Raw genomic sequence first — 20,969 nt, forward strand, 5'->3', positions numbered from 1 at the left:
AAAACTAAAAGTGTTGAGATAATCATTCTCATTACTTTTAGTTTTTTATTCTTTAAAAGACTTGAATGCCTTCTTGATCGATCGATAACACGTGAATCGTTGCAGAAATAGATAATTTTCCTAATTTGCGAACCATTTCATCCGTCTTTTCTTCTGGTGACAAAATTAAAACAGTTGGTCCCGCACCACTCAAGAATGCTCCATACAAGCCCATTTCATGACTGAGCAAACGAATTTGTTCCAAGTGAGGAACTAGATTTTTGCGATATGCTTCGTGCCAACGATCCTTTTCCATCATCCGTCCAGCTAGCGGTAAATTGCCGTTTAAGATTGCCGCAATCATAACATTTGCAATCGAGCTTGCTTGTACTGCTTCTTTATACGGAATCGAAGTTGGTAAAACGCTACGACTCTCACTAGTCAAAAGTTGCATATCTGGGATAAAAGCTATTACATCACACATAGGAAAATGGTGTTTCACTGAATGAACTTCTCCATCAACATAGCTTGCAACAACGAAATCTCCGCATATAGCAGGCGCTACATTATCTGGATGTCCCTCCATCTCAGTTGCGATTTGCACCTTGTCTTTTTGGGATAAATTCAGATTTCCTAAACGATTGGCTAATTCAATACCACCAACGATTACACTGGAACTACTGCCTAATCCTCTAGCCAAAGGGATATCTGAGGTCATTTTCAACACTTTTGGTGAGAGATCAGGCGCTACTTTAAGAGCAGTCTGAATAAGTAAATTTGTTGCATCACTTGGAATATCTGAGCCTAAAGAATGAATGATTTTCCATTCTGCAGCATTTTCTAGTACTTCTATGCTCAAATATTGCGACAAGGCTATGCCACATGAGTCAAAACCCGGACCTAAATTTGCACTGGTAGCGGGGATCCTTATTTTCATAGTTCTGACACTCCATTACGTAAATGAATCCGCATTTCTTCTAAATCACTCATTTTAGATATTTTTACATCTGTTGCATTAATTGCTGTATCAGGATCTTTCAATCCATTACCAGTGAAAACAGCTACTACCGTTTCACCTTGTTTGATTTTACCGCTTTTGACATGTTGAATGATACCAGCTAAGGAAGCCGCTGATCCAGGTTCAACAAAAACGCCGTCTTGTGCTGCTACTTTGCGGTACCCATTTAATATTTCTTCATCAGTTACAGAGTCAATATATCCATTTGACTCGTCTCGTGCTGCTTCTGCTAACTTCCAGCTAGCTGGGTTTCCGATCCGAATAGCTGTTGCAATTGTTTCAGGCTGTTCAATTACTTCACCTTTTACGATTGCCGCAGCGCCTTCCGCTTCAAAGCCATGCATTCTAGGTAAAAGTGTTCCTTTCTTATCGTGCCATTCTTTAAAGCCTTTCCAATAAGCAGAAATATTTCCAGCATTTCCTACTGGAATCGCTAGGACATCTGGCGCTTTCCCAAGTTGCTCGCATACCTCAAAAGCAGCTGTTTTTTGCCCTTCTAAGCGATAGGGATTTACGGAATTTACTAATGCTACGGCTTCTGTTTTAGCAATATCACGAACAGCTTTCAAGGCTTCATCAAAATTCCCAGGAATTGAAATGATATCTGCTCCGTAAATAATAGCTTGCGCTAACTTACCCATTGCGATTTTGCCATCAGGAATAACAACATAGGCCTTAACACCTGCTCTTGTAGCGTAGGCCGCAGCTGCAGCACTCGTATTACCAGTTGAAGCACAAACGATCGCTTTTGCGCCTTCTTCTACTGCTTTAGCTACAGCCATGACCATTCCACGATCTTTAAATGAACCAGTAGGATTCAATCCTTCATATTTTCCATATAAATTAATCCCCAACTCTTTTGATAGGCTGTGTAGCGGGATTAAGGGGGTGTTCCCTTCTGCCAGTGAAATCATCGGTGTTTGGTCAGTGATTGGTAAATACTCTCGATATTGTTTTAGTAGTCCTTCATACATAGATTTAGTCCTCCAATACTTTAAATGTGTTTAATAGTTCGAATTCATAGGTCGATTCGATTTTTTTGGTTACTTGCTTCATTTGGTGTTTGGTGATCATGTGTGTAATTGCGACGATTCTAGCTCTCGTTCCATCAGATTTTTGCTGAACTAGTTGATCGAAGCTGACGTCTGCTTCTGTCATTATTTGCGTTAGTTTTAAAATTTGACCATGTCGATCTGGTACTTCGATCGAGAAATAATATTTCCCAGAAATCGTCTCGTCTTCTGCTAGCTTCGTATCATGTTGATATGCATTGAACATGTGTCCCGTTGTTCCTAAACGAATATTTTTAGCAATTGTGATCAAATCACTAACCACACTCGTTGCAGTTGGCTTAGCTCCTGCACCTGGACCGTAATACATCGACTCTCCTACACCTGAACTTTCAATGAAAACAGCATTAAATTCATTACGAACTGAAGCAATCGGGTGAGATTTTGCCACAAGCATTGGTCCCACTTCGACAGCAATACTGCCATTTTGATTTTCAGAAGAGCCAATCAGTTTCACTTCATAACCTAACTGAGCAGCCATTTCAACATCATCCAACGATAATCCACGAATCCCACGTGTATCTACTTGGTCTAACCGAATATTCATACCAAATGCAAACTGGCTTAAAATAACCATTTTGTAAGCCGCATCGATACCATCCACATCATTAGTTGGATCAGATTCAGCAAATCCTAAGTCTTGCGCTTCTTTCAAAGCCTGATCGTAAGATTTCTTCTCAGAAACCATTTGAGTCAGCATATAGTTAGTCGTGCCATTCACGATCCCTAAAACTTTCTGAATGTTATCTGCTGCTAAACTATTTGCAATCGTCCGCAAAATGGGGATACCACCCGCAACACTTGCCTCATAATATAGATCACAATGATTTTTTTGAGCTAATGCAACTAGTTCACTACCATGCTGTGCCAAGAGATCTTTATTTGCTGTTACAATATGTTTACCATTTTCTAGTGCTTTGGTAATGAAGGTTTTTGCTGGTTCGACTTTTCCTATTAATTCTACAATAATTTTGATTTCATCATCATTGATAATATCTTCAATATTGGTCGTGAGTTGAATATCAAACTTCTCAGCTAAGCGTCTTTTTTCTGCTTCATCACGTACTAATGCTTTTGAAATGATGATTTCCATCCCTGTCACTTGAGAAATTTTTTCTTGATGTTCTTGTAAAATTGTCGGTACACCTGATCCGACTGTACCCAGTCCAAGCAAACCAATCTTTAGTTTTTCCTTCATTCTTCTTCCTCCAACTATAAAATTAGAAACATTTCATTTTTCTCTAATAAAACATGTTTCTAGTATAACGAACTGTCGAAAAAAAAACTACCCTTTTCTGTGAATTTCCCAGAGGAACCATAGAAAAAGGTGAATTATTGGTGTTTGATATGTTCGAACGTTTGATTAAGGATATCAATAACATGATGATCATCCAATGTGTAATAAATTGTTTTACCCTCGCGTCGTGATCTCACTACATGACTGTCACGCAATAACTTTAATTGGTGGGAAACAGCTGATTGTTCCATTGTAAGTTTTTCTCCTATTGCAGTTACATTTAATTCTCCTTTTTTTAATAACAGTAAAATACGCAATCTTGTTGGATCACTCAACACTTTATATAACTGGCTAACTTTTTGAATCTCATCCATTTCTTTCATCGCTGAGCTCCCTTTCCATTGTTCCTCTTGCTTATTATAGCAAATTTTTTTTAAAAATGAATCATTTCTTTCATTAAAATTAAAGAAAGACGACTAGGAGATAAAAGCGTTCCCTACTCGTCTTTCCGTCATTTTAATTAACTATTGGCTTGGTTAACAGCATCGATCACAGCATATCTAAAACCATTTTTCTCTAAAGCTGCAACACCTTTGATTGTGCTGCCTCCTGGTGATGTTACACCATCTTTTAGTTCTCCTGGGTGTTTTTGTGTTTCAAGTGCTAACGTTGCAGATCCTAGCATCATCTGTGCGATCACCTCATAAGAAAGAGCACGAGGCATCCCTTGTGACACAGCACCATCAGCTAATGCTTCCATAAATATATCAACAAATGCAGGACTACACCCTGCAACAGTTCCAAACGTTCCAAGAATATGTTCATTGACCTCTTTTACTTTTCCTAATGATTCTAAAACGTTCAGAGCGTCCGCTTTTAACGCACCCGGCATATCATTGGCGAAAACCGCTCCAATCATACCAGCGTTAACACTTACAGGAGTATTTGGAATAGCATGAACCACATGGATTTCTTCACCTAACACAGCTTGTGCTTCTTCTACTGTATGTCCTGTTGCAACGGAGATAAGAATTGTATTTTTTGCCATAAAAGGAGCTGCTTGTTTTAAAATTTCTAAAACAATTTTGGCTCCTGTAGCAATAAAAATAACCTGACACTCTTTTAATGAAGTGTAGTCTTTGATCAATCGAAACCCCAATTTTTCTTGCAGAGCCTCAGCTGTACCGCTCGAACCACCTTTTACAAATAAGTTCTCTGGGGCTACTGTGTTAGCCTTTAAAAGTCCTTCGATCATTGCACTGCCCATATGCCCTGCTCCGATAAATCCAATATTCATAGTATCACTCCTTATGATTTTCGCAAACGAAGGGACTGAAATAAACTTTTTATTTAGTTTTCAGCCCCAGGTATTGCTATTCAGTTAATGCATTAATTGCTCGTTCAAAATTTTTAATTTTTTGGTCTGCTTCATTTCGTGAAACAGCCTTAGTTGCTAAATAGAACTTGATTTTTGGTTCTGTTCCAGATGGACGGATTGCAATCCAGCTGCCATCTTCCAAGAAGTATTTTAATACATCTGCAGGTGGTGTCGTTAAAGCTTCGACTTCCTTTTCAGCGGATGTTCTCGTTTGTTCTTTGAAATCTTCTGTTTGTATTACTTTGAAACCAGCAAATGATGTTGGTGCTTCTTCACGGAATTTTTTCATTAATGCTTTAATCTTTTCACTGCCTTCGATCCCACTTAATGTCACTGAAATCGTCTTTTCTTCAAAATAGCCGTACTCTTCAAAAATACCTTGTAGACCATCATATAAAGTTTTCCCTTGTTTCTTGTAGAAAGCTGCAACTTCTGCTAACAAAACAAGTGCTTGGATTGCATCTTTATCACGAACAAAGGACTTAACTAAATAGCCATAACTTTCTTCAAAACCAAACATAAATGTTTGAGAATGATCTTCTTCATATTGCTCGATTTTTTCAGCAATGAATTTAAATCCAGTTAAGACATCAACCATTTTGGTATTGTATTTAGTTGTGATTGCTGTAGCTAATTCACTGGACACGATTGATTTCAAGACAACTGCATTTTCAGGTAAGGTTCCTGCTTGCTTGTGTGCTTCTAAAATGTATTGGATCATGATTGACCCCAATTGATTACCCGTTAATACTTGATAAGTACCATTTGGTAAACGCACAGCCGCACCTAGACGATCTGCATCAGGATCAGTTGCGATCAATAAATCGGCTCCTTCTTTTTCGCCTAAACGAATCGCATATTCAAATGCAGAATGCTCTTCCGGGTTAGGAGACTTAACCGTTGTAAAGTCAGGATCAGGAATTGCTTGTTCTGGAACTAAAATAAATTTCTCAAAGCCCGCCTGTTTTAATGCTTTTTCACCTAGCATTTTGCCTGTGCCATGGAGTGGTGTATAAACTAGTTTTAATTCTTTACCCATTTCATTGATCAATTCTTGGTTGATAGTAACCGATCGAATTTCTTTCAAATATGCATCATCGACCTCTGCTCCAATGATTGTAATCAAATCACTAGATTTTGCTTGATCATCTGCTAAAACTTCAACTTTCAATGGGTTCTCAACTTCTCGCACAAATCGTGTCAAAGCATCTGCATCCGCCGGTGGCATTTGTCCGCCATCTGCGCCATATACTTTGTAACCATTGTACGCAGCCGGATTGTGGGATGCTGTGATCATAATCCCTGAAAATGCATTCAAATAGCGAACTGCAAATGATAGTTCTGGTGTTGGCCGTAAACTTTCAAAGACAAATGCTGGAATGCCATGCTGTGCTAACGTTTTAGCAGCCTCCATGGCAAATTCTGGTGACATGTGGCGAGAATCATAAGCAATCGCAACACCACGTTTTTTAGTATCCGCTCCTTCAGCATCCATGAAACGTGCTAAGCCTTCTGTTGCTTGGCGAATCGTAAAAATATTCATACGATTGATCCCCGCACCTAAGATACCACGCATTCCAGCAGTACCAAACTCTAGCGGCGCATAAAAAGCATCTTCACATTTCGCTGGATCTTCTTTGAGATCGTTTAATTCTTTTTTTAAATTTTCTGGTATATTTTCTTCATTTATCCACTGTTCATAGACTTGTTCCCAAGACATGTTCGCACCTCTTTTATCATTTGTTTTCTTACCCACTAGTAAGTATATCATTCCAAAGCTTTTGAGGAAAGTAATCCCTCAAATAAAGCCATGGGTATTTATTTTAATAGGTTTTGGTATCGCAATAACTGATCAGTAAGCATGGTTGGTTCAGTTGCAAAGTAATCAGCAAACTTTTGGCTCCAACGTTTTGTTTCCCTCGCTTCGCCAAACATATCCATTATTTTATTATATTGTTCAATCACCGTGTACTCATACGGCAAATATCTATCATAGTGAACAACAGCAGCTTCTGGTAAGCGTGGCTTGACCTTCATCTCAACGATTGGTTTTCCAATACTCAACCCAAATAAAGGGAATGTACTATCAGGTAACCCTAGTAATTGACTGATCTCTTGACCATGCTTGCGAATACTACCAACAACGACTGTCCCTAATCCCAAACTTTCTGCAGCAATCACAGCATTTTCAAGCGCTAAAGCGGCATCTGTTGTGGCTAACAGGATTGGTTCGATACTTTCGTTAATTGGATAAACACTGCCATGAGCTTCACTAACCATTTTCGTCCGATGAAGATCACCAACAAAAAGTAAAAAAGCTGAACTCTTCAACATATGGGGATTTCCAGGATTCCACTCAACGAGCTGTCCACGAATCTGCTCATCTTGGATCACAATAATACTGTAAAATTGCCCATTCATCCAACTTGGTGCTTGTCTAGAAGAATCCAATATCGCTTGTAGGTCTTGCTTTGGCAGAATGTAATTCTCGTCAAAATCGCGATAGCTTCGGCGGTTCTTCAATAGTTCGATTGTTTTGTTCATATTGATCTCCTCCATTTCCTTCTATTTTATCATAGTGTAACAGAATCCAAAGTAATTTTTTTAGTGATCGTCTTCAATTTGGTTTCAAAGTTAGGTATTTGCTCATGATCGATTCTAGAAAAATTAATCCTAATACTGTCTTGTTTTTCACTAAAAAAGAAACTTGGAGCGATCAATAATCCCTCCTGTAAAAAACACGCCCAATCTTTTTGTTTAAGCCTTCCTTGTTTCCATTTTGCCCATATGTAAAAACCACCTTTAGGCATACTTACTTCCCATTCCGGCATCTTAGCGAGTATATCGAACACCGCTTTGCCTCTTTGTTCCAAACATTGTGTTAAGTTTGAAACTTTTTTAGAAAAGTCTTCATCGGTCAGTGCTAAATTTGCTAATAATTGTGGAAAAATACTTAACGAAAAATCCATCATCTTTCTAGCTTCCGCTAATTGTCGAATCACAGTTGTTGGTGCACTTAACCAACCAATTTTTGTCGTAGAACCAAGAATTTTCGAGAGCGAACCAATGTACAAGACATTTTCAGGATCTATTTTTTTTAATGGTTGGATTTGTTCTGAAGGAATGAAGTTTAATTTTGCAAATACGTCATCTTCCAAAATCGGTATTTGATAATTTTGACAAAGTTTTACTAACGCTTTTCGTCGTTTCATCGACATTGTTTTCCCTGTAGGATTTTGAAATGATGGATTAACCATGACCATTTTCACTCGATGTTGACGGATCACTTTTTCAAGTGAGGTCAAATCGATTCCTTCTTGATCCATGTTCACGCCATACAAGCGAATTCCTGCTGCTTGAAAGATGGGCAGAGCATAAAGAAAAGATGGATCTTCGATTGCAACACTATCTCCAGATTGCAACAATACTTGTAAAATCAAAAATAATGCTTGTTGTGCACCAGAAGTGATCAATAAACTTTCAGAAGGCAAGGAAAAACCGGATTCTTTTTCGGCTTTTTGACTAATTGATTGCCGTAAAGGGAAATAACCTAAATCATCTTGCTGTTCTTCTTCTAAAAAATGTTTCCAAGTCAATGGTGGAAATGAAAAGCTTGGGATTAAATCTAGCGGTAGTTCTCCCGTATATAAATCTAGTGTCTCGTCACTTGCTTGTTTGATCATTTGTTCGATTTGTTCCATAAAAGGATCTACCTTTGCAAAAGCATTTTGTTCCAAATAACGCCGCCAATCTGTTCTTGGCGTCGTACTAATTCCCCATTTCCCTTCATTGACCATCGTTCCACTGCCCTGTTTTCTAACGATCCAGCCTAAAGCAACAAGCTCATCTAATGCATGAACAACGGTAGAGCGATTCACTTGAAAGTAATCTGCTAGTTTTCTCTCCGATGGTAAACGTTCTCCTGGAAGAAGCATTCCATTTTTGATGTGAGCTAGAATCAGCTCAATAATACTTACATAAATTGGAACGCCTTTTTCTTTATTTAGTGACCACATATATTCCCTCCTGTTTGCTGATGTTTTCTTTTGGTTAGTTCTTTTGAGCACCTCTGACTTTGCTCGTCTTGTACTGCTCAACATCAAATCTCTTCGTTCTTTGTGTTTCAAATAACGGAACAACTCTCGCTTTGCTCGTCTTGTACTGCTCAACATCAAATCTCTTCGTTCTTTGTGTTTCAAATATCGGAACAACTCTCGCTTTGCTCGTCTTGTACTGCTCAACATCAAATCTCTTCGTTCTTTGTGTTTCAAATAACGGAACAACCCTCGCTTTGCTCGTCTTGTACTGCTCAACATCAAATCTCTTCGTTCTTTGTGTTTCGCAGCAATTGGATGACCTGAAAATAACCCAATTGGCTGTTTTTGTCAACTGATGTTTGTTTTACAATACAGATATCAAAATATTTTTGAATAGAGGTTGGACAATGATTAAAAAAGTATTGACAGTTGCAGGTTCTGATTCAAGTGGGGGTGCGGGGATTCAAGCTGATTTAAAAACTTTTGAAGAATATGGCACTTTTGGGTTTTCTGCTTTGACTAGTATCGTGACGATGGATCCTGATGAGGGTTGGAGTCATTTGGTTACTCCAATTGCGGCTGAATTAGTAGAAAAACAATTGAAAACCATTTTTGCCGGTGGCGCGCTTGATGCGATGAAAACAGGTATGCTTGGTACTATCGAGGCGATTGAAATTACAAGAGCTTATATTGACAAGTTTGCCATGAACAACATTGTGATCGATCCCGTAATGGCTTGTAAAGGAACCAGTGAACTCCTGCAGCCTGAAAATGTCGCTGCAATGACTCGTTTACTTTTACCGAAAGCGACAATTACAACACCTAACTTAGTCGAGGCTGGGATTCTATCAGGCCTTGGAGATTTAACTTCTGTGAATCAAATGAAGGAAGCTGCAAAAAAAATCATAGATTTAGGCCCTAAAAATGTCGTGATCAAAGGTGGCCACCGCTTAAAAGCAGATAAAGCAATCGATCTTTTTTATGATGGAAATAAATTTACCATTTTTGAAGATGAGTTGTTTTCAACTGATTATAATCATGGGGCAGGATGTACTTTCGCAGCAGCTGTAACTGCTGGTCTCGCTAAAGGCTATTCAGTCGTTGAAGCTGTTGCTCTCGCTAAGCAATTTGTATCAGCCGCTATTAAAAACGGTCAAAAAATCAATCCATTTCTCGGTCATGTTTGGCATGGTGCTTATAATCACGCTGAGAGTCGAATGAACAATAAATAAGGAGTGATTCAATGAATCAGAAAAGTTCAACAAATTCAATTGTTTTCATTGGACTATTTGCAGCTTTAACTGTTTTAGGTACAATGATTAAAATTCCAATGCCGACTGGCGCTTTTGCTCATTTAGGGAATTCAGTTTTATTATTAGCCGTACTTTTGATTGGTTACAAAAAAGGCGCTTTAGCTGGAGGGTTGGGGTTTGCAATTTTTGATGTCTTAAACGGATTTGCTGCTGAGGCTCCTTACTTTATTTTGGAAAGCTTTATTGTTGGTGGAGCGGCAGCCTTAGCGATTTTGTTTTTCCGTCAAAATATTGATACTATTTGGAAAGTTGTAGTGGTCGCTATCGCAACTGGTATTGCTAAAATAGTGATGACTCAATTAAAGAATACTGTCATGGGTCTGCTTGCGGGCGCTGACTTTAACGTAGCTTTTGCAAGTGCTCTATCTAAATTACCAGCAACTCTGATTAATGTTGTTACAACTATTATCATTGTGACACTAGTTTATTTTCCACTAAAAAAAGCAATGACTATTATTTTTTCAAAGCAATCATTTTAACTTTTGATTAAAGAAACTCCGCTCATCTTGGTTATTTTCCAAAATAAGCGGAGCTTTTTTTATTCATCTTTGCTAAAGATACTTTCTAGTATCCAAAAGACGATTCCTGCTATAGGAAAAATCGTCCAGTTTGTTCCCCAATTTCCTAAGATAAATCCTTGGACTAAAAAGATTGCCACAACGATTGGCCAATAAATCTTTTCAAGCGCTTGGAACCAAGCTGGTCTCTTACTATCACGCTCAGCTTTTGCTCTAGGACCAGGCTCATCTTCATCAGAAATAAAATAAGTCTGATCGATCATTTTGGTGAAACTTCCCATAATAACACCACCAAAAATGAAGAAGAAAACCCCCAAAGACACTACTGCTAATAAAAAAGCGATGCTAAACACTTCGGATGCTTCTGAACGATACAATTCTGAAAACACAATCAGAGGAATCACTGAAAGAATACACAATGCCACTCCAGTAACAATACAAAAGACAAACGATCGCTGAAAAAGTTCTTTTCTTTTTTTCATCTCATTTTTCACTTCTATTAAAATAAATCTGTCGTTGAGTTTTTTATTTTCATTCGACATACTTGTTCCAGCAATAATAAAGAGTGGTACACCAATCGCCGCCCCCAACAATACGAATGGTAATCCAAATATCCCACCTATATTTTCACCATAAAAACCCATTGTTGCAAAAAAAAGTGCAACACCTATCATAATTGCCATAACACCTAACCCTATTTGAGTAGCTCCTTTTCGGCGTTTATTAAGAAAAGCAACTGCCTCATCTACCTTAATCGCATCTATTTCAACTCCTTTTTCATCGATAAATTCTTGTTTTATATTCATTTCATCGACTAACTCATCGATAGATCCAAACTCTGAAATCACTCCACCAATGGCTTCATTTTCAGATTTCCCTTGGCTTTTTAAATCTTCGTATCGATCTTCTGCACTTGCTAATAAATCTTCTTTCAATTGTTTTGTTTGATTCGTTTCAGTTACCCCTAAAAATAAACTATCGATATAATTTTTGATGGTTTTCATTATCTTTCCTCCTTGATAAAACGTTCAACAACTTTTTTCGTAAGTGTCCATTCTGCTATTTTTTCTTTCAAATAAGAATCGCCAGAAGCTGTTATTTTATAATAAGTTCTTTTTTTTCCATGAGTAATCTGACCAGGAAATGATTCGATAAACCCATTTTTTTCTAAACGATTAAAGGCTGAGTATAATGTTGTTTCTTTAATTGAATAATTATTTTCAGAAATCTCTGTGATTCGTTTGGAAATTGCATACCCATAAGAATCCCCTTCTTGTAATACAGATAAAATGAACGTATCATTGTAGCCTCTTATTGCATCACTACCGATCATTAAAACACCTCCGATTACTCCATCTAACGTACTACGTCTATCGTTGTAATTATCATACCATGATTACCACGACAGGTAAAGTAAAAATCGAAATAAAAAAAGTCTGAGATATAACTCGTAGAGTTATATCTCAGACTCAAGGGATCCGAATAAACAGTGGAAGCAAAAGCAACTTATTTGGAAACAAGTTGAAATTGTTGCATAACACAACAACGAATGAGTTGATGTTGCACAGTACCTACTTGGTCACAAAAATTTGGAGAGCATCAATTAGAAATCATTCAACATCGATAGTAGAAATTTCATGTTTCTTGTCATTTTAGTAAATTCCCTCTTATTTCTCAGAGTTACTACACTTCTATCCCAGCTTCCTTTTTACAATTAAATTGTATCACCATTAAATATAGAATTCTTAACAATCACATAATCAACTTTGCGAATCGCTTCAAGATCGCGACCGCCTGCATAAGAAATCGAAGATTGTAAATCCTGCTGCATTTCAACTAGTGTATCCGCTAAGCTACCTTTATGCTGAATCCAAATTTTCTTTCCTTCGACGTTTTTCTTTTCACCTTTTTGAAATTCTGAGGCACTTCCAAAGTATTCTTTATAGACAATGCCATTTTCTACTTTTGTTTCACCAGGCGATTCTTCATGTCCTGCAAATAATGAACCGATCATCACCATTGTGGCACCAAAACGAACTGATTTAGCTACATCTCCTGGTGTTCGAATCCCACCGTCTGCAATAATTGGTTTTCTAGCGGCTTTAGCACACCAACGCAGCGCTGCTAGTTGCCAACCGCCTGTTCCAAAACCAGTTTTTATTTTCGTAATACATACTTTACCCGGGCCGATGCCGACTTTTGTCGCATCTGCTCCAGCATTTTCTAATTCACGGACAGCTTCAGGTGTCCCAACATTTCCAGCAATAACAAAGGTGTCTGGTAACAGTTGTTTTAAATGCTGAATCATATTAATCACAGCATTAGAATGGCCATGTGCAATATCGATTGTTACATAATCTGGTACTAGATTGCGCTCTGCCAGCTCTTCTACAAATCCATACTCGGCTTCTTTTACGCCTACACTGATAGATGTGATCAATCCTTTGGCATTCATCTTTTCAATAAAGGGGATTCTAGCCTTTTCATCAAAACGATGCATGATGTAAAAATACTCATTTTTTGCTAAAAACTCCGCAATGTCTTCATCAATAATCGTCTGCATATTTGCTGGTACGACTGGCATTTTAAAGGTATGCTTCCCTAATTTCACGACCGTATCACATTCAGAACGACTGTTCACGATACATTTATTGGGAATCAACTGGACATCTTCGTAATCAAAAACTTTCATACTTTATTGCCTCCTACTAATTTCTATTAAAACACGCAAAAAACGAACATTAAATAAAAAATAGTTCGTATTTTCGAACACCTATGCTAATTTACACTATTCATTTAGAAAAGTCAAAGGTAAATAACGAAAAAACAGCTAATTATTGTTAATAGTTCGTGTTTTCAACAAGAAATCTTTTTTTTATTTTTTATACTGTATTCATTTTCATTCACTTTCTCGCTAGGAAGCAAGCGATTCAATAGTATGGCCGCAATTGATGCGGTTGCAACAGATGAACTGAATAGATACTGCATAAATTGAGGTAATGATTGAATAAACTCTTTCGGAATCAAGGTTAGAGCTAATGTTAAAATCATCGGAATCGCAATCACATACATTTCCTTTTCACTGATTTCTACCTCTTTCATTACTTTGATGCCGCTGATTGAGATAATGCCGCAAACGATAACAAAGACACCACCAATTACGGGAGCTGGAATAGAAGAGATCAATGTTGATAATTTCCCTGACAAACCAAAAACGATAAACCAAGCACCAGCGGCTACAAATACTTTTTTACTAGCAACTCCAGTAATGGAAATGATGCCAGCATTTGTTGAATAGCCAGTGACCGGTGTTGTCCCTAGCATAGACGAAATAAGACAACCGATTCCTTCTCCGACAACACCTTTATTAATATTATCATCGGTCAATGGTGTTTCACAAACATTACTGACTGCAAACCAAGTCCCCGTTGTCTCTGCCATTAATACAACATAGATAATCATCATCGTTAAAATAGACGACCAATCAAATGAAAAATGAACATTCACAAACGGTAATTGCGGAACACTGATTAAAGAAGCATTACTAACTTGAGATAAATCAAGAATCCCCATAAATTGTGCTGCTAAACACCCAATAACTAACGCTAGAATAACCGATGAAATTCGAAAAATCCGACCTTTTCCTGGAAAACGTGAACCGATCATCGCGAATAATACAAGGGATGATGCTGCGATCATTGCTAATAAAATATTTTGTCCTAAATCGCCTGAAGCTGAAAAGATATTGTCATTCAATGCAACTGGCATTAGTGATAAACCAACAATAAAAATAATCGTACCTCCAACAACAGGAGGCACAAAAGCTTTGATCAACCGGTTAAAAATACCCGTTACCCCTAAAATAATAACCAAGATTGCACCAATCAAACTGGCGCCTAGAACTGTCGACCAGCCATTGCCACTTTGATTATTCACAAAATAAATACCGGCAATTGCACCAATCGGAATAAATGACGGACCTTGTGCCACAGGTAGCTTCATACAAAAATAAGATTGAATGATTGTTGCAATACCTGCTGCTATAAAAGTTGATTGAATCAAGACTGAGGATTCCTTCGTCGTCAAGCCAATAATTGAAGCAATAATAAATGGAACGACATAAACATCCATCGCTAAGACATGTTGAACGCCTAAAAAAAGAGACTGCGCATTTGATAAAACATCATTTGGACCTACTGTTAATTTTGATTTTTCCGCTTGAGTATCAGACATTTTACATTTGCACCTCTAATTCTTTCATAGATTTATCATGGACTTTTCTTCCTTGAACCCAGACTTCAACAATATTATCAGGTCGTGATAAATAGAGGAGTTTTTGAAAAATAGCCATTAACGGTTCTTCTTTTGAAAAAATAGGAAGTTCACTACTATCAATAATTTGGATATCCCAAGCGTAATCAACCGCTAATCTGCCAATGGGTAAACTCAGTGCTTGACCGCCACCGGCTGTGGCGAGATAAAAGGCCTCATTTAAGCTGATTCTAGAGTTTGATACACCACGTTTTTCGATGCAACATTCTTTATCGACGCCATCTTCCAACATTCTTGATGACATGACAGCTTGCTTGATATTGTCAAACAAGCTTGGAGAGAAGCCACCAGAAATGTCACTACCTAATCCTATTTCTACTTGATATTGATTTAACAGTTTAGCAATTGGCGTGACTGCATTACCAAAGTAGACGTTCGAAATAGGGCAATGCGCCACTGCTGTCCCTGTTTCGGCAAATAATTTCATATCTTGATCTGATAGAAAACCACAATGAGCCATAACAGATTTTTCGGTCATCAAACCAAAATCATCTAAGGCAAAAGCATCATTTTTACCAAATCGTTTCCGAACAAAATCGTGTGCCCAATCACTTTCACTACAATGAGATTGGATATGGATGTCATATTTCGCGGCTAACGCGCCCAAGCCTTTTAATGAAGCGTCTGTACAACTTGGAATAAAGCGAGGTGTCACAACTGGATACACGCCTTGTGGTGTCCGTTTATTTAATTCAATTATTTCTTGAATGAATAACTCTGTTTCTGCAAGCGCTGTGCTCGGGGACTCATCACGATAATATTCAGGATTTTGTTCAGGATCGTCCATTACAACTTTTCCTACTAAACCTCTTTGGCCTTTTTCACTACATATTTCAGCTAATCTTCGGCTTGCTTGCCGATGAACTGTAGCAAAATACATAGCGGTCGTTGTGCCATTTTTTATTAATTGCGAAACTAAATCTGAATAGACTTGCTCCGCAAATACCAAGTCAGAAAATTTTGCTTCTAGTGGAAATGTATAGGTATTAAGCCACTCATACAAAGGCAAATCTAATGCCGTTCCTGCTTGCGCCCACTGCGGTGCATGAATATGAAGATCAATAAAACCAGGCAAAATGAATTGTCCTTTTTTAAGATTTTGAAATTGATTCTTCATAGAATAAGCTTGGATCGTTGATTGGTATTCTTCGTCCTCTGGTAAAATCACTTTAGCGATTGTTCCGGACTCTGAGATACAAAATAGAGCCTCTTCAAAGATTTCAACATTTTTTGGATCTACACTTGAAAAACCAGTTCCTTTTACAACAAATTTAAACAAAATAACGACTCCTTTCATAACAACTCAAGGACATTATATATAATAATTCGTATTTAATCTATATTTTTATTAAATAAAATAAAAAAACATTCCGAAATAAATCAAAACACGAACTTTATTCGAAAGAACCCCTTAACCAAAAAGATTTTACCTTTCTGTTCAAGGGGTTGCGTTTAAATAAACCGTATATTAATTTCCTATTGCCAAATGCTCTTTTGGATAATTTTGTTTTGGTTGGCTTCTTTTGATAATTTCACCTCAGAAATTTTTGCCTGTACAAACTGTTTTCTTCCGTTCAGAGTTCTAGAATAAATCAAATCACCTCGAACGGAAAAATAATCTTCGATCGCTTTTTGATATAATAACGCTGACTTTTTGTTTTTAGCAAAGACTTCTGGAACACTAAAAAAGCCAGCTTTTTGGGTATAGATAAAATAGCGTGGATTTTTTATTTCAGAAAGTGCTTCCGCCATTGCAGTATAAAATAACCGTTCCTCTTGGTAACTCGCTTGTGCTAGATAACAACTACATTCCTTTTCTGATACTGCCATACTTAATCGGTCCAACGCATCTGAAGCAACCATATTAAGTTTTATCATTGTCTCTGTAATACTAAATGCTAATTGACGAACATGTTTTATTTCTTTTTGCCAGGCTTTTTTTCTATTATACTTACTATATGCTTTAGAAACCTTCTTCTGATTTAATGTAAATAAAAGTGCTGCTCCATCAAGTCCTAGTAACATACTGCCTAAAGTTAAATTGAAGTATGCAACGACTAGACTAGCAGTAGTAAAAATCGAAGCGACAATCCATGGATTTCGTTTTCGTTTAATAGAATTTGGTGCTACTTCAGCTTTCACCACGAAATTCCAGCCTTCAATTGGACCAAGCCGCGATTCTTTCCGAACAATTAGCGGCATAGTTAAATGACTACCTTTTTTAAGTGCTTGTTGCCAAAATGCTGCGAGTTGGCTACGTTGCCCGCTCCAATAAAGCATTTCTTGATTGTATACCGCTATCTCTTTCCCTGAATAAACACTTAACAAATCGAAACGTTCGATACCACTTTCAATGCTTGGATCTGTTTCAAAAGTCAATCCACAGACATAACTCATTCGCTGTATAATTCGATTGACATTAACTTGCTTTGAATAATCAACTCTTGGAATCACAACCGCCAAATGCCAAATATTGGTTGTCTTTCCTTCTTCATTGATTCGCAACCCCCGCCCTCTTAGTTGTTGCGTTTGAACAAAGGAAGCAGAGTGATTGGCTAATACCACAGTGTTTATCGCAGGACAATTCCACCCTTCCCCAAGCAAACTGCTTGTTCCAATTAATAATTGAATTGTTTTTTCATTCACTAATTGAGTTAAAATAGTCAAAGCTTCCGACTGTTTTTTCTCATTTGGGTAAACAATAGCATACCCAGAGAAATAAGGGTGTTCGTCAATTTTGATAGAAATTGGTAAAAAATGCTCTTGCAATGTTTTAGGAATAATCAAAAATTCACCACAAATCACTCCCATTGCTATTTCTTCTTTAAAAAACGGCATTAAACTATCAAAGATAGGAATCAATCCATACTCCAATTCACCATTTTTTCCTAATAGGACCTCTTTTTTTATAAAATCTGTTAAGACCAATCCTGATAGCTCTCTGCCTAATTTCTCATACTCACAAAGTAAAATCTGAGAAATCGCAGTCTTCTTTTCAATTGGCGCTTGATTTAGTATATTTTCAGAAAAATCTGGAAATAATTGCAATTGATTTTGAGCTACCCAGCCTTGTGTTTCTAAGTAATTAAAAATTAGTAAATTGGGGGCTTTTTCATATAAGTAAACTAACAAATCACTCATATGCTGTTTTTCAAACGTTGGAAATGAAATTTTTTCGCCTTGTGCTTTCGTTAGCCCAAGCAACAACCAATGTTCGTCGGTCAATTGATAGCCATGTAATTGCAAAAATAATAGCGCACTTAAATAAACCTCAAAGGATTGATAAATAAAGGCTACTTGATTTTTTGGATCTTGTATAAAGGCTTGTGCTAATAAATAATCTGCTATTTCTACACTGGCTACAATTGCTTCGACCACGTTCGCTTGCTTTTGCAAAAAATTTTCATAACAATTAGTAATCTCACTAGGAGCAGAAACTAGATAGAGGTAATCCTGATGAGGCGCTAGCACTTGCTCTTTAATCAACTCAGGAATCGTGATTTCTTCATCGATTGGACCGTTTAACAATTGGTATTGTTGCCATTCCTGCACATTTGCATCATACGGAGGTGTTGCGGTTAGTGAAACAGTCAGTAGTTGCGGTACTGATGCCTTTAACTTTAGTAAAAATTCACCCCAGCTTTTCTTTAAATGATGTGCTTCATCCAGTACTAACACGTCAATTTTTTTTCTTTCCAAAAAACCTATATCGTCAGCTAGCCGACTGTACACGGTTTGGTATGTTTCAATCGTAATTTCTTTTATTGACTCGATTGAAGTGGATATCTGAATTCTATCAGACTTATTTTTCAAAAAAGCTGTCTGAATCGTATCTGTCCATTGTTGCTTTAATACTAAAGACGGAACTAATATCAACGTTTTCCTATTTAATTGTCGAACTATTTCTATCCCTAAATACGTTTTACCAGAGCCTGGTGGAGCTACTAGATGGATAGATAGGTTCTCTTTATATTTTGGTATTCTAGCAAGCAGCTTTTTTTGATATTCATGCCACTCAATGTTTTCATCTGTTAAAATCGTCATCTTTTGAATCTTAATCCTTTCCCTGACTTGACTGGTCTAAACGATCGATTTTTGCATGAAGTTCCGCAATCGTTTTTTGCATCTCTTCATGCATTGTATCATGTTTTTTATGCAAAGTTGATAGGCTATGGTGAATCAGTGTCCCGCTTCCTGCCGCTAAAGATGCACCTAGAGCACTTAAAACATTGGTATAATTTCCTAAGATTAATTGTACATTCGCAGATGGCTGAACATTTTTTAATGACGGAAGCCACATTGTCAGCACGGCAAAGACTACAAGATAGAAAAAAAGAAATAGATAAATAAAAATGGAGATTTTGCTAGCAAGCAAGGCTGGGATCTGCTCTAAAAACTGATTGATTTTTTTCATTTATGACCAACTCCTTTTCAGATCGATTCTTACTGAGAATCTCTCTTTATTATGAGTGATAGGAAAATAAAAGTAAAACATCCGTAATTTTAACTAACTCCACCTTTTGATTCTACTCTAAATTAGGTTATACTTAGAGAAGAATCTTATTTACTAGGAGGCAAATTATTTTGTTAAAAATCGAACGTATCCCAACTGGTACAATCCAGGAAAATTGTTACTTAATTTACAATGAAACAAGCCTTTTGATTATTGATCCTGGTGCTGAAGCAAAAAAGATTACGGAAATGATCGAGAAAACCGACACTACACCTGTCTCTATTTTACTGACGCATACTCATTATGATCATATTGGTGCAGTTGAAGAACTACGTCATCACTATTCGATTCCTGTATATGTCAGCCCACTTGAACAGGACTGGTTATCTAACCCAATTTTGAATTTATCTGGTTTAGGTCGGCATGATGATATTGCGGATATCATTGTGCAGCCCGCCGACGTAGAATTTGAATTGATTGATTATGATTTAGGCGGTATTCGTTTTTCCGTTGTTCCAACTCCTGGGCATTCGATAGGAAGTGTAAGCTTTATTTTTGACGACTTTGTTGTCACAGGCGATGCGTTGTTTAAAGGAAGTATCGGCCGTACCGATCTTCATACTGGTGATATGCAACAGCTTCTCCACAGTATCACTACGTATCTTTTTACTTTACCCGATGAATTTCCAGCCTACCCTGGCCATGGAGATGCTACAACCATCGAGCATGAGAAAAAGACAAATCCTTTTTTTAACTAAATTCAGACTATTATCAACGAACTTAAATTATTTAAGATGGTAAAAAAGCAAGTTGAAAAGAAGGAATCGTTATTCTATTTATACTATCATGCTTAAAGGCTGATAGAATTTCTCAGCCTTGAGATTTAGGAGGAAAAATTATGAAACCGACAACACTATATATCATTCGCCATGGAAAAACGATGTTCAATACAATTGGCAGAACACAAGGTTGGTCCGATACTCCTTTAACAAAAGAAGGCGAAGAAATCATTCGCTATTTGGGGTTAGGTTTAAAAGATATGGTATTCCAAGAAGCATATTCCAGTGACAGTGGCCGTGCCATGCAAACTGCAAGGATCATTTTGCAAGAACATGAAAATGGTGCTGCCATTCCATACGGAACCGACAGTCGTATCCGCGAGTGGTGTTTTGGCTCTTTAGATGGTGGTTATGATGGTGAACTGTGGGGAGTTGTTCCTAGAATTCTAGCATTTAAAGATTATGAAGATATGATGACCAACAGAATAAGTTATAAAGACTTAGCAGATGCGATTATTGCGGCAGATACTGCAAATTGGGCTGAACCTTATGACAAAATTCGTGAACGTGTTTGGAGTGGCTTTGAAGACATTGCTCATCACCGAGAAAAAAATGGGGGTGGTAATGTCATGATCGTTTCTCATGGCTTGACGATTTCGTTTTTACTATCACTGATCGATAATCGTTTACCAATGCAAATTGGACTGGAAAATGGTAGCGTAACAAAACTCACCTATGAAAATGGGTCATTCACTATTGATACAGTCAACGATACTCATTTTATTGACAATGGACGTGGTATTGCTTCCGCTCATTAAACTCAAAAGAAGCATCTAGAAGAAAACAGCTACGTTT

19 protein-coding genes are annotated in these 20,969 nt (G+C 37.4%); 4 read left to right on the forward strand and 15 right to left on the reverse strand.

Translation table 11 applies throughout. From position 1 onward, the window contains the following. Positions 1-52: 52 nt before the first annotated feature. The 8 genes from thrB to IGJ55_RS09075 form a co-directional block, all read right to left on the reverse strand. Complete coding sequence (thrB, locus tag IGJ55_RS09040) at positions 53-916, reverse strand: homoserine kinase (RefSeq protein WP_069640776.1); 864 nt, start codon at positions 914-916, stop codon at positions 53-55. Next, entirely contained in the window at positions 913-1,971 is a 1,059-nt protein-coding gene (thrC, locus tag IGJ55_RS09045; RefSeq protein WP_429949689.1) for a threonine synthase, read from the reverse strand. Before thrC ends, thrB begins: the two co-directional genes overlap by 4 nt. A gap of 4 nt (positions 1,972-1,975) precedes the next feature. Continuing rightward, positions 1,976-3,265 carry a homoserine dehydrogenase gene (locus IGJ55_RS09050; RefSeq protein WP_430606202.1) on the reverse strand — a complete coding sequence of 430 codons (1,290 nt, stop codon included), beginning with the start codon at positions 3,263-3,265 and terminating at the stop codon, positions 1,976-1,978. 134 nt (positions 3,266-3,399) lie between these two features. Beyond that, entirely contained in the window at positions 3,400-3,687 is a 288-nt protein-coding gene (locus IGJ55_RS09055; protein ID WP_069640779.1) for an ArsR/SmtB family transcription factor, read from the reverse strand. Between the two features lie 137 nt (positions 3,688-3,824). Beyond that, positions 3,825-4,601 carry a pyrroline-5-carboxylate reductase gene (gene proC, locus IGJ55_RS09060; RefSeq protein WP_069640780.1) on the reverse strand — a complete coding sequence of 259 codons (777 nt, stop codon included), beginning with the start codon at positions 4,599-4,601 and terminating at the stop codon, positions 3,825-3,827. A gap of 76 nt (positions 4,602-4,677) precedes the next feature. Continuing rightward, on the reverse strand, positions 4,678-6,402 hold the full coding sequence (locus IGJ55_RS09065) for a phospho-sugar mutase (protein WP_429949686.1): 1,725 nt from the start codon (positions 6,400-6,402) through the stop codon (positions 4,678-4,680). Positions 6,403-6,500: 98 nt separating this feature from the next. After that, positions 6,501-7,226: a nitroreductase family protein gene (locus IGJ55_RS09070; RefSeq protein ID WP_069640782.1), complete on the reverse strand. Its 726-nt coding sequence runs from the start codon at positions 7,224-7,226 to the stop codon at positions 6,501-6,503. Between the two features lie 29 nt (positions 7,227-7,255). Then, positions 7,256-8,698 (reverse strand): PLP-dependent aminotransferase family protein, encoded by a 1,443-nt coding sequence (locus IGJ55_RS09075; protein ID WP_069640783.1) that lies wholly within the window; start codon positions 8,696-8,698, stop codon positions 7,256-7,258. Positions 8,699-9,126: 428 nt separating this feature from the next. Here IGJ55_RS09075 and thiD point away from each other — a divergent pair, with 428 nt between their 5' ends. Next, positions 9,127-9,951: a bifunctional hydroxymethylpyrimidine kinase/phosphomethylpyrimidine kinase gene (gene thiD / locus IGJ55_RS09080; RefSeq protein ID WP_429949684.1), complete on the forward strand. Its 825-nt coding sequence runs from the start codon at positions 9,127-9,129 to the stop codon at positions 9,949-9,951. Positions 9,952-9,962: 11 nt separating this feature from the next. After that, a complete protein-coding gene (locus IGJ55_RS09085; RefSeq protein ID WP_069640785.1) occupies positions 9,963-10,511 on the forward strand; it encodes an ECF transporter S component in 549 nt (182 codons plus the stop codon). A gap of 59 nt (positions 10,512-10,570) precedes the next feature. On the opposite strand, the gene IGJ55_RS09090 is transcribed toward IGJ55_RS09085, so the two are convergent. The 7 genes from IGJ55_RS09090 to IGJ55_RS09120 all read right to left on the reverse strand — a co-directional run bounded on the left by IGJ55_RS09090 (position 10,571) and on the right by IGJ55_RS09120 (position 19,296). Beyond that, positions 10,571-11,554, reverse strand: a complete 984-nt coding sequence (locus IGJ55_RS09090; protein ID WP_207121625.1) for a permease prefix domain 1-containing protein — start codon at positions 11,552-11,554, stop codon at positions 10,571-10,573. Beyond that, positions 11,554-11,883, reverse strand: coding sequence for a PadR family transcriptional regulator (locus IGJ55_RS09095; RefSeq protein WP_069640787.1), 330 nt, complete (start codon positions 11,881-11,883; stop codon positions 11,554-11,556). Before IGJ55_RS09095 ends, IGJ55_RS09090 begins: the two co-directional genes overlap by 1 nt. A gap of 381 nt (positions 11,884-12,264) precedes the next feature. Continuing rightward, positions 12,265-13,242 (reverse strand): GMP reductase, encoded by a 978-nt coding sequence (gene guaC / locus IGJ55_RS09100; protein WP_069640788.1) that lies wholly within the window; start codon positions 13,240-13,242, stop codon positions 12,265-12,267. A gap of 164 nt (positions 13,243-13,406) precedes the next feature. After that, positions 13,407-14,783: a uracil-xanthine permease family protein gene (locus IGJ55_RS09105; RefSeq protein ID WP_430606204.1), complete on the reverse strand. Its 1,377-nt coding sequence runs from the start codon at positions 14,781-14,783 to the stop codon at positions 13,407-13,409. 1 nt (position 14,784) lies between these two features. After that, positions 14,785-16,161, reverse strand: a complete 1,377-nt coding sequence (gene guaD / locus IGJ55_RS09110; protein ID WP_430606205.1) for a guanine deaminase — start codon at positions 16,159-16,161, stop codon at positions 14,785-14,787. Between the two features lie 197 nt (positions 16,162-16,358). Further along, a complete protein-coding gene (locus IGJ55_RS09115) occupies positions 16,359-18,926 on the reverse strand; it encodes a DEAD/DEAH box helicase family protein (RefSeq protein ID WP_430606206.1) in 2,568 nt (855 codons plus the stop codon). A 10-nt stretch (positions 18,927-18,936) separates the two neighbouring features. Beyond that, complete coding sequence (locus IGJ55_RS09120) at positions 18,937-19,296, reverse strand: hypothetical protein (RefSeq protein ID WP_069640792.1); 360 nt, start codon at positions 19,294-19,296, stop codon at positions 18,937-18,939. A 170-nt stretch (positions 19,297-19,466) separates the two neighbouring features. On the opposite strand from IGJ55_RS09120, the gene IGJ55_RS09125 reads away from it, so the two are divergent. Beyond that, complete coding sequence (locus IGJ55_RS09125) at positions 19,467-20,093, forward strand: MBL fold metallo-hydrolase (RefSeq protein ID WP_430606207.1); 627 nt, start codon at positions 19,467-19,469, stop codon at positions 20,091-20,093. Positions 20,094-20,230: 137 nt separating this feature from the next. Further along, positions 20,231-20,932: a histidine phosphatase family protein gene (locus tag IGJ55_RS09130; protein ID WP_430608144.1), complete on the forward strand. Its 702-nt coding sequence runs from the start codon at positions 20,231-20,233 to the stop codon at positions 20,930-20,932. Positions 20,933-20,969 lie beyond the last annotated feature (37 nt).

Origin of the sequence: Enterococcus sp. AZ170 (genome assembly GCF_050545135.1) — a bacterium.
Lineage (GTDB): Bacteria > Bacillota > Bacilli > Lactobacillales > Enterococcaceae > Enterococcus_L > Enterococcus_L ureilyticus.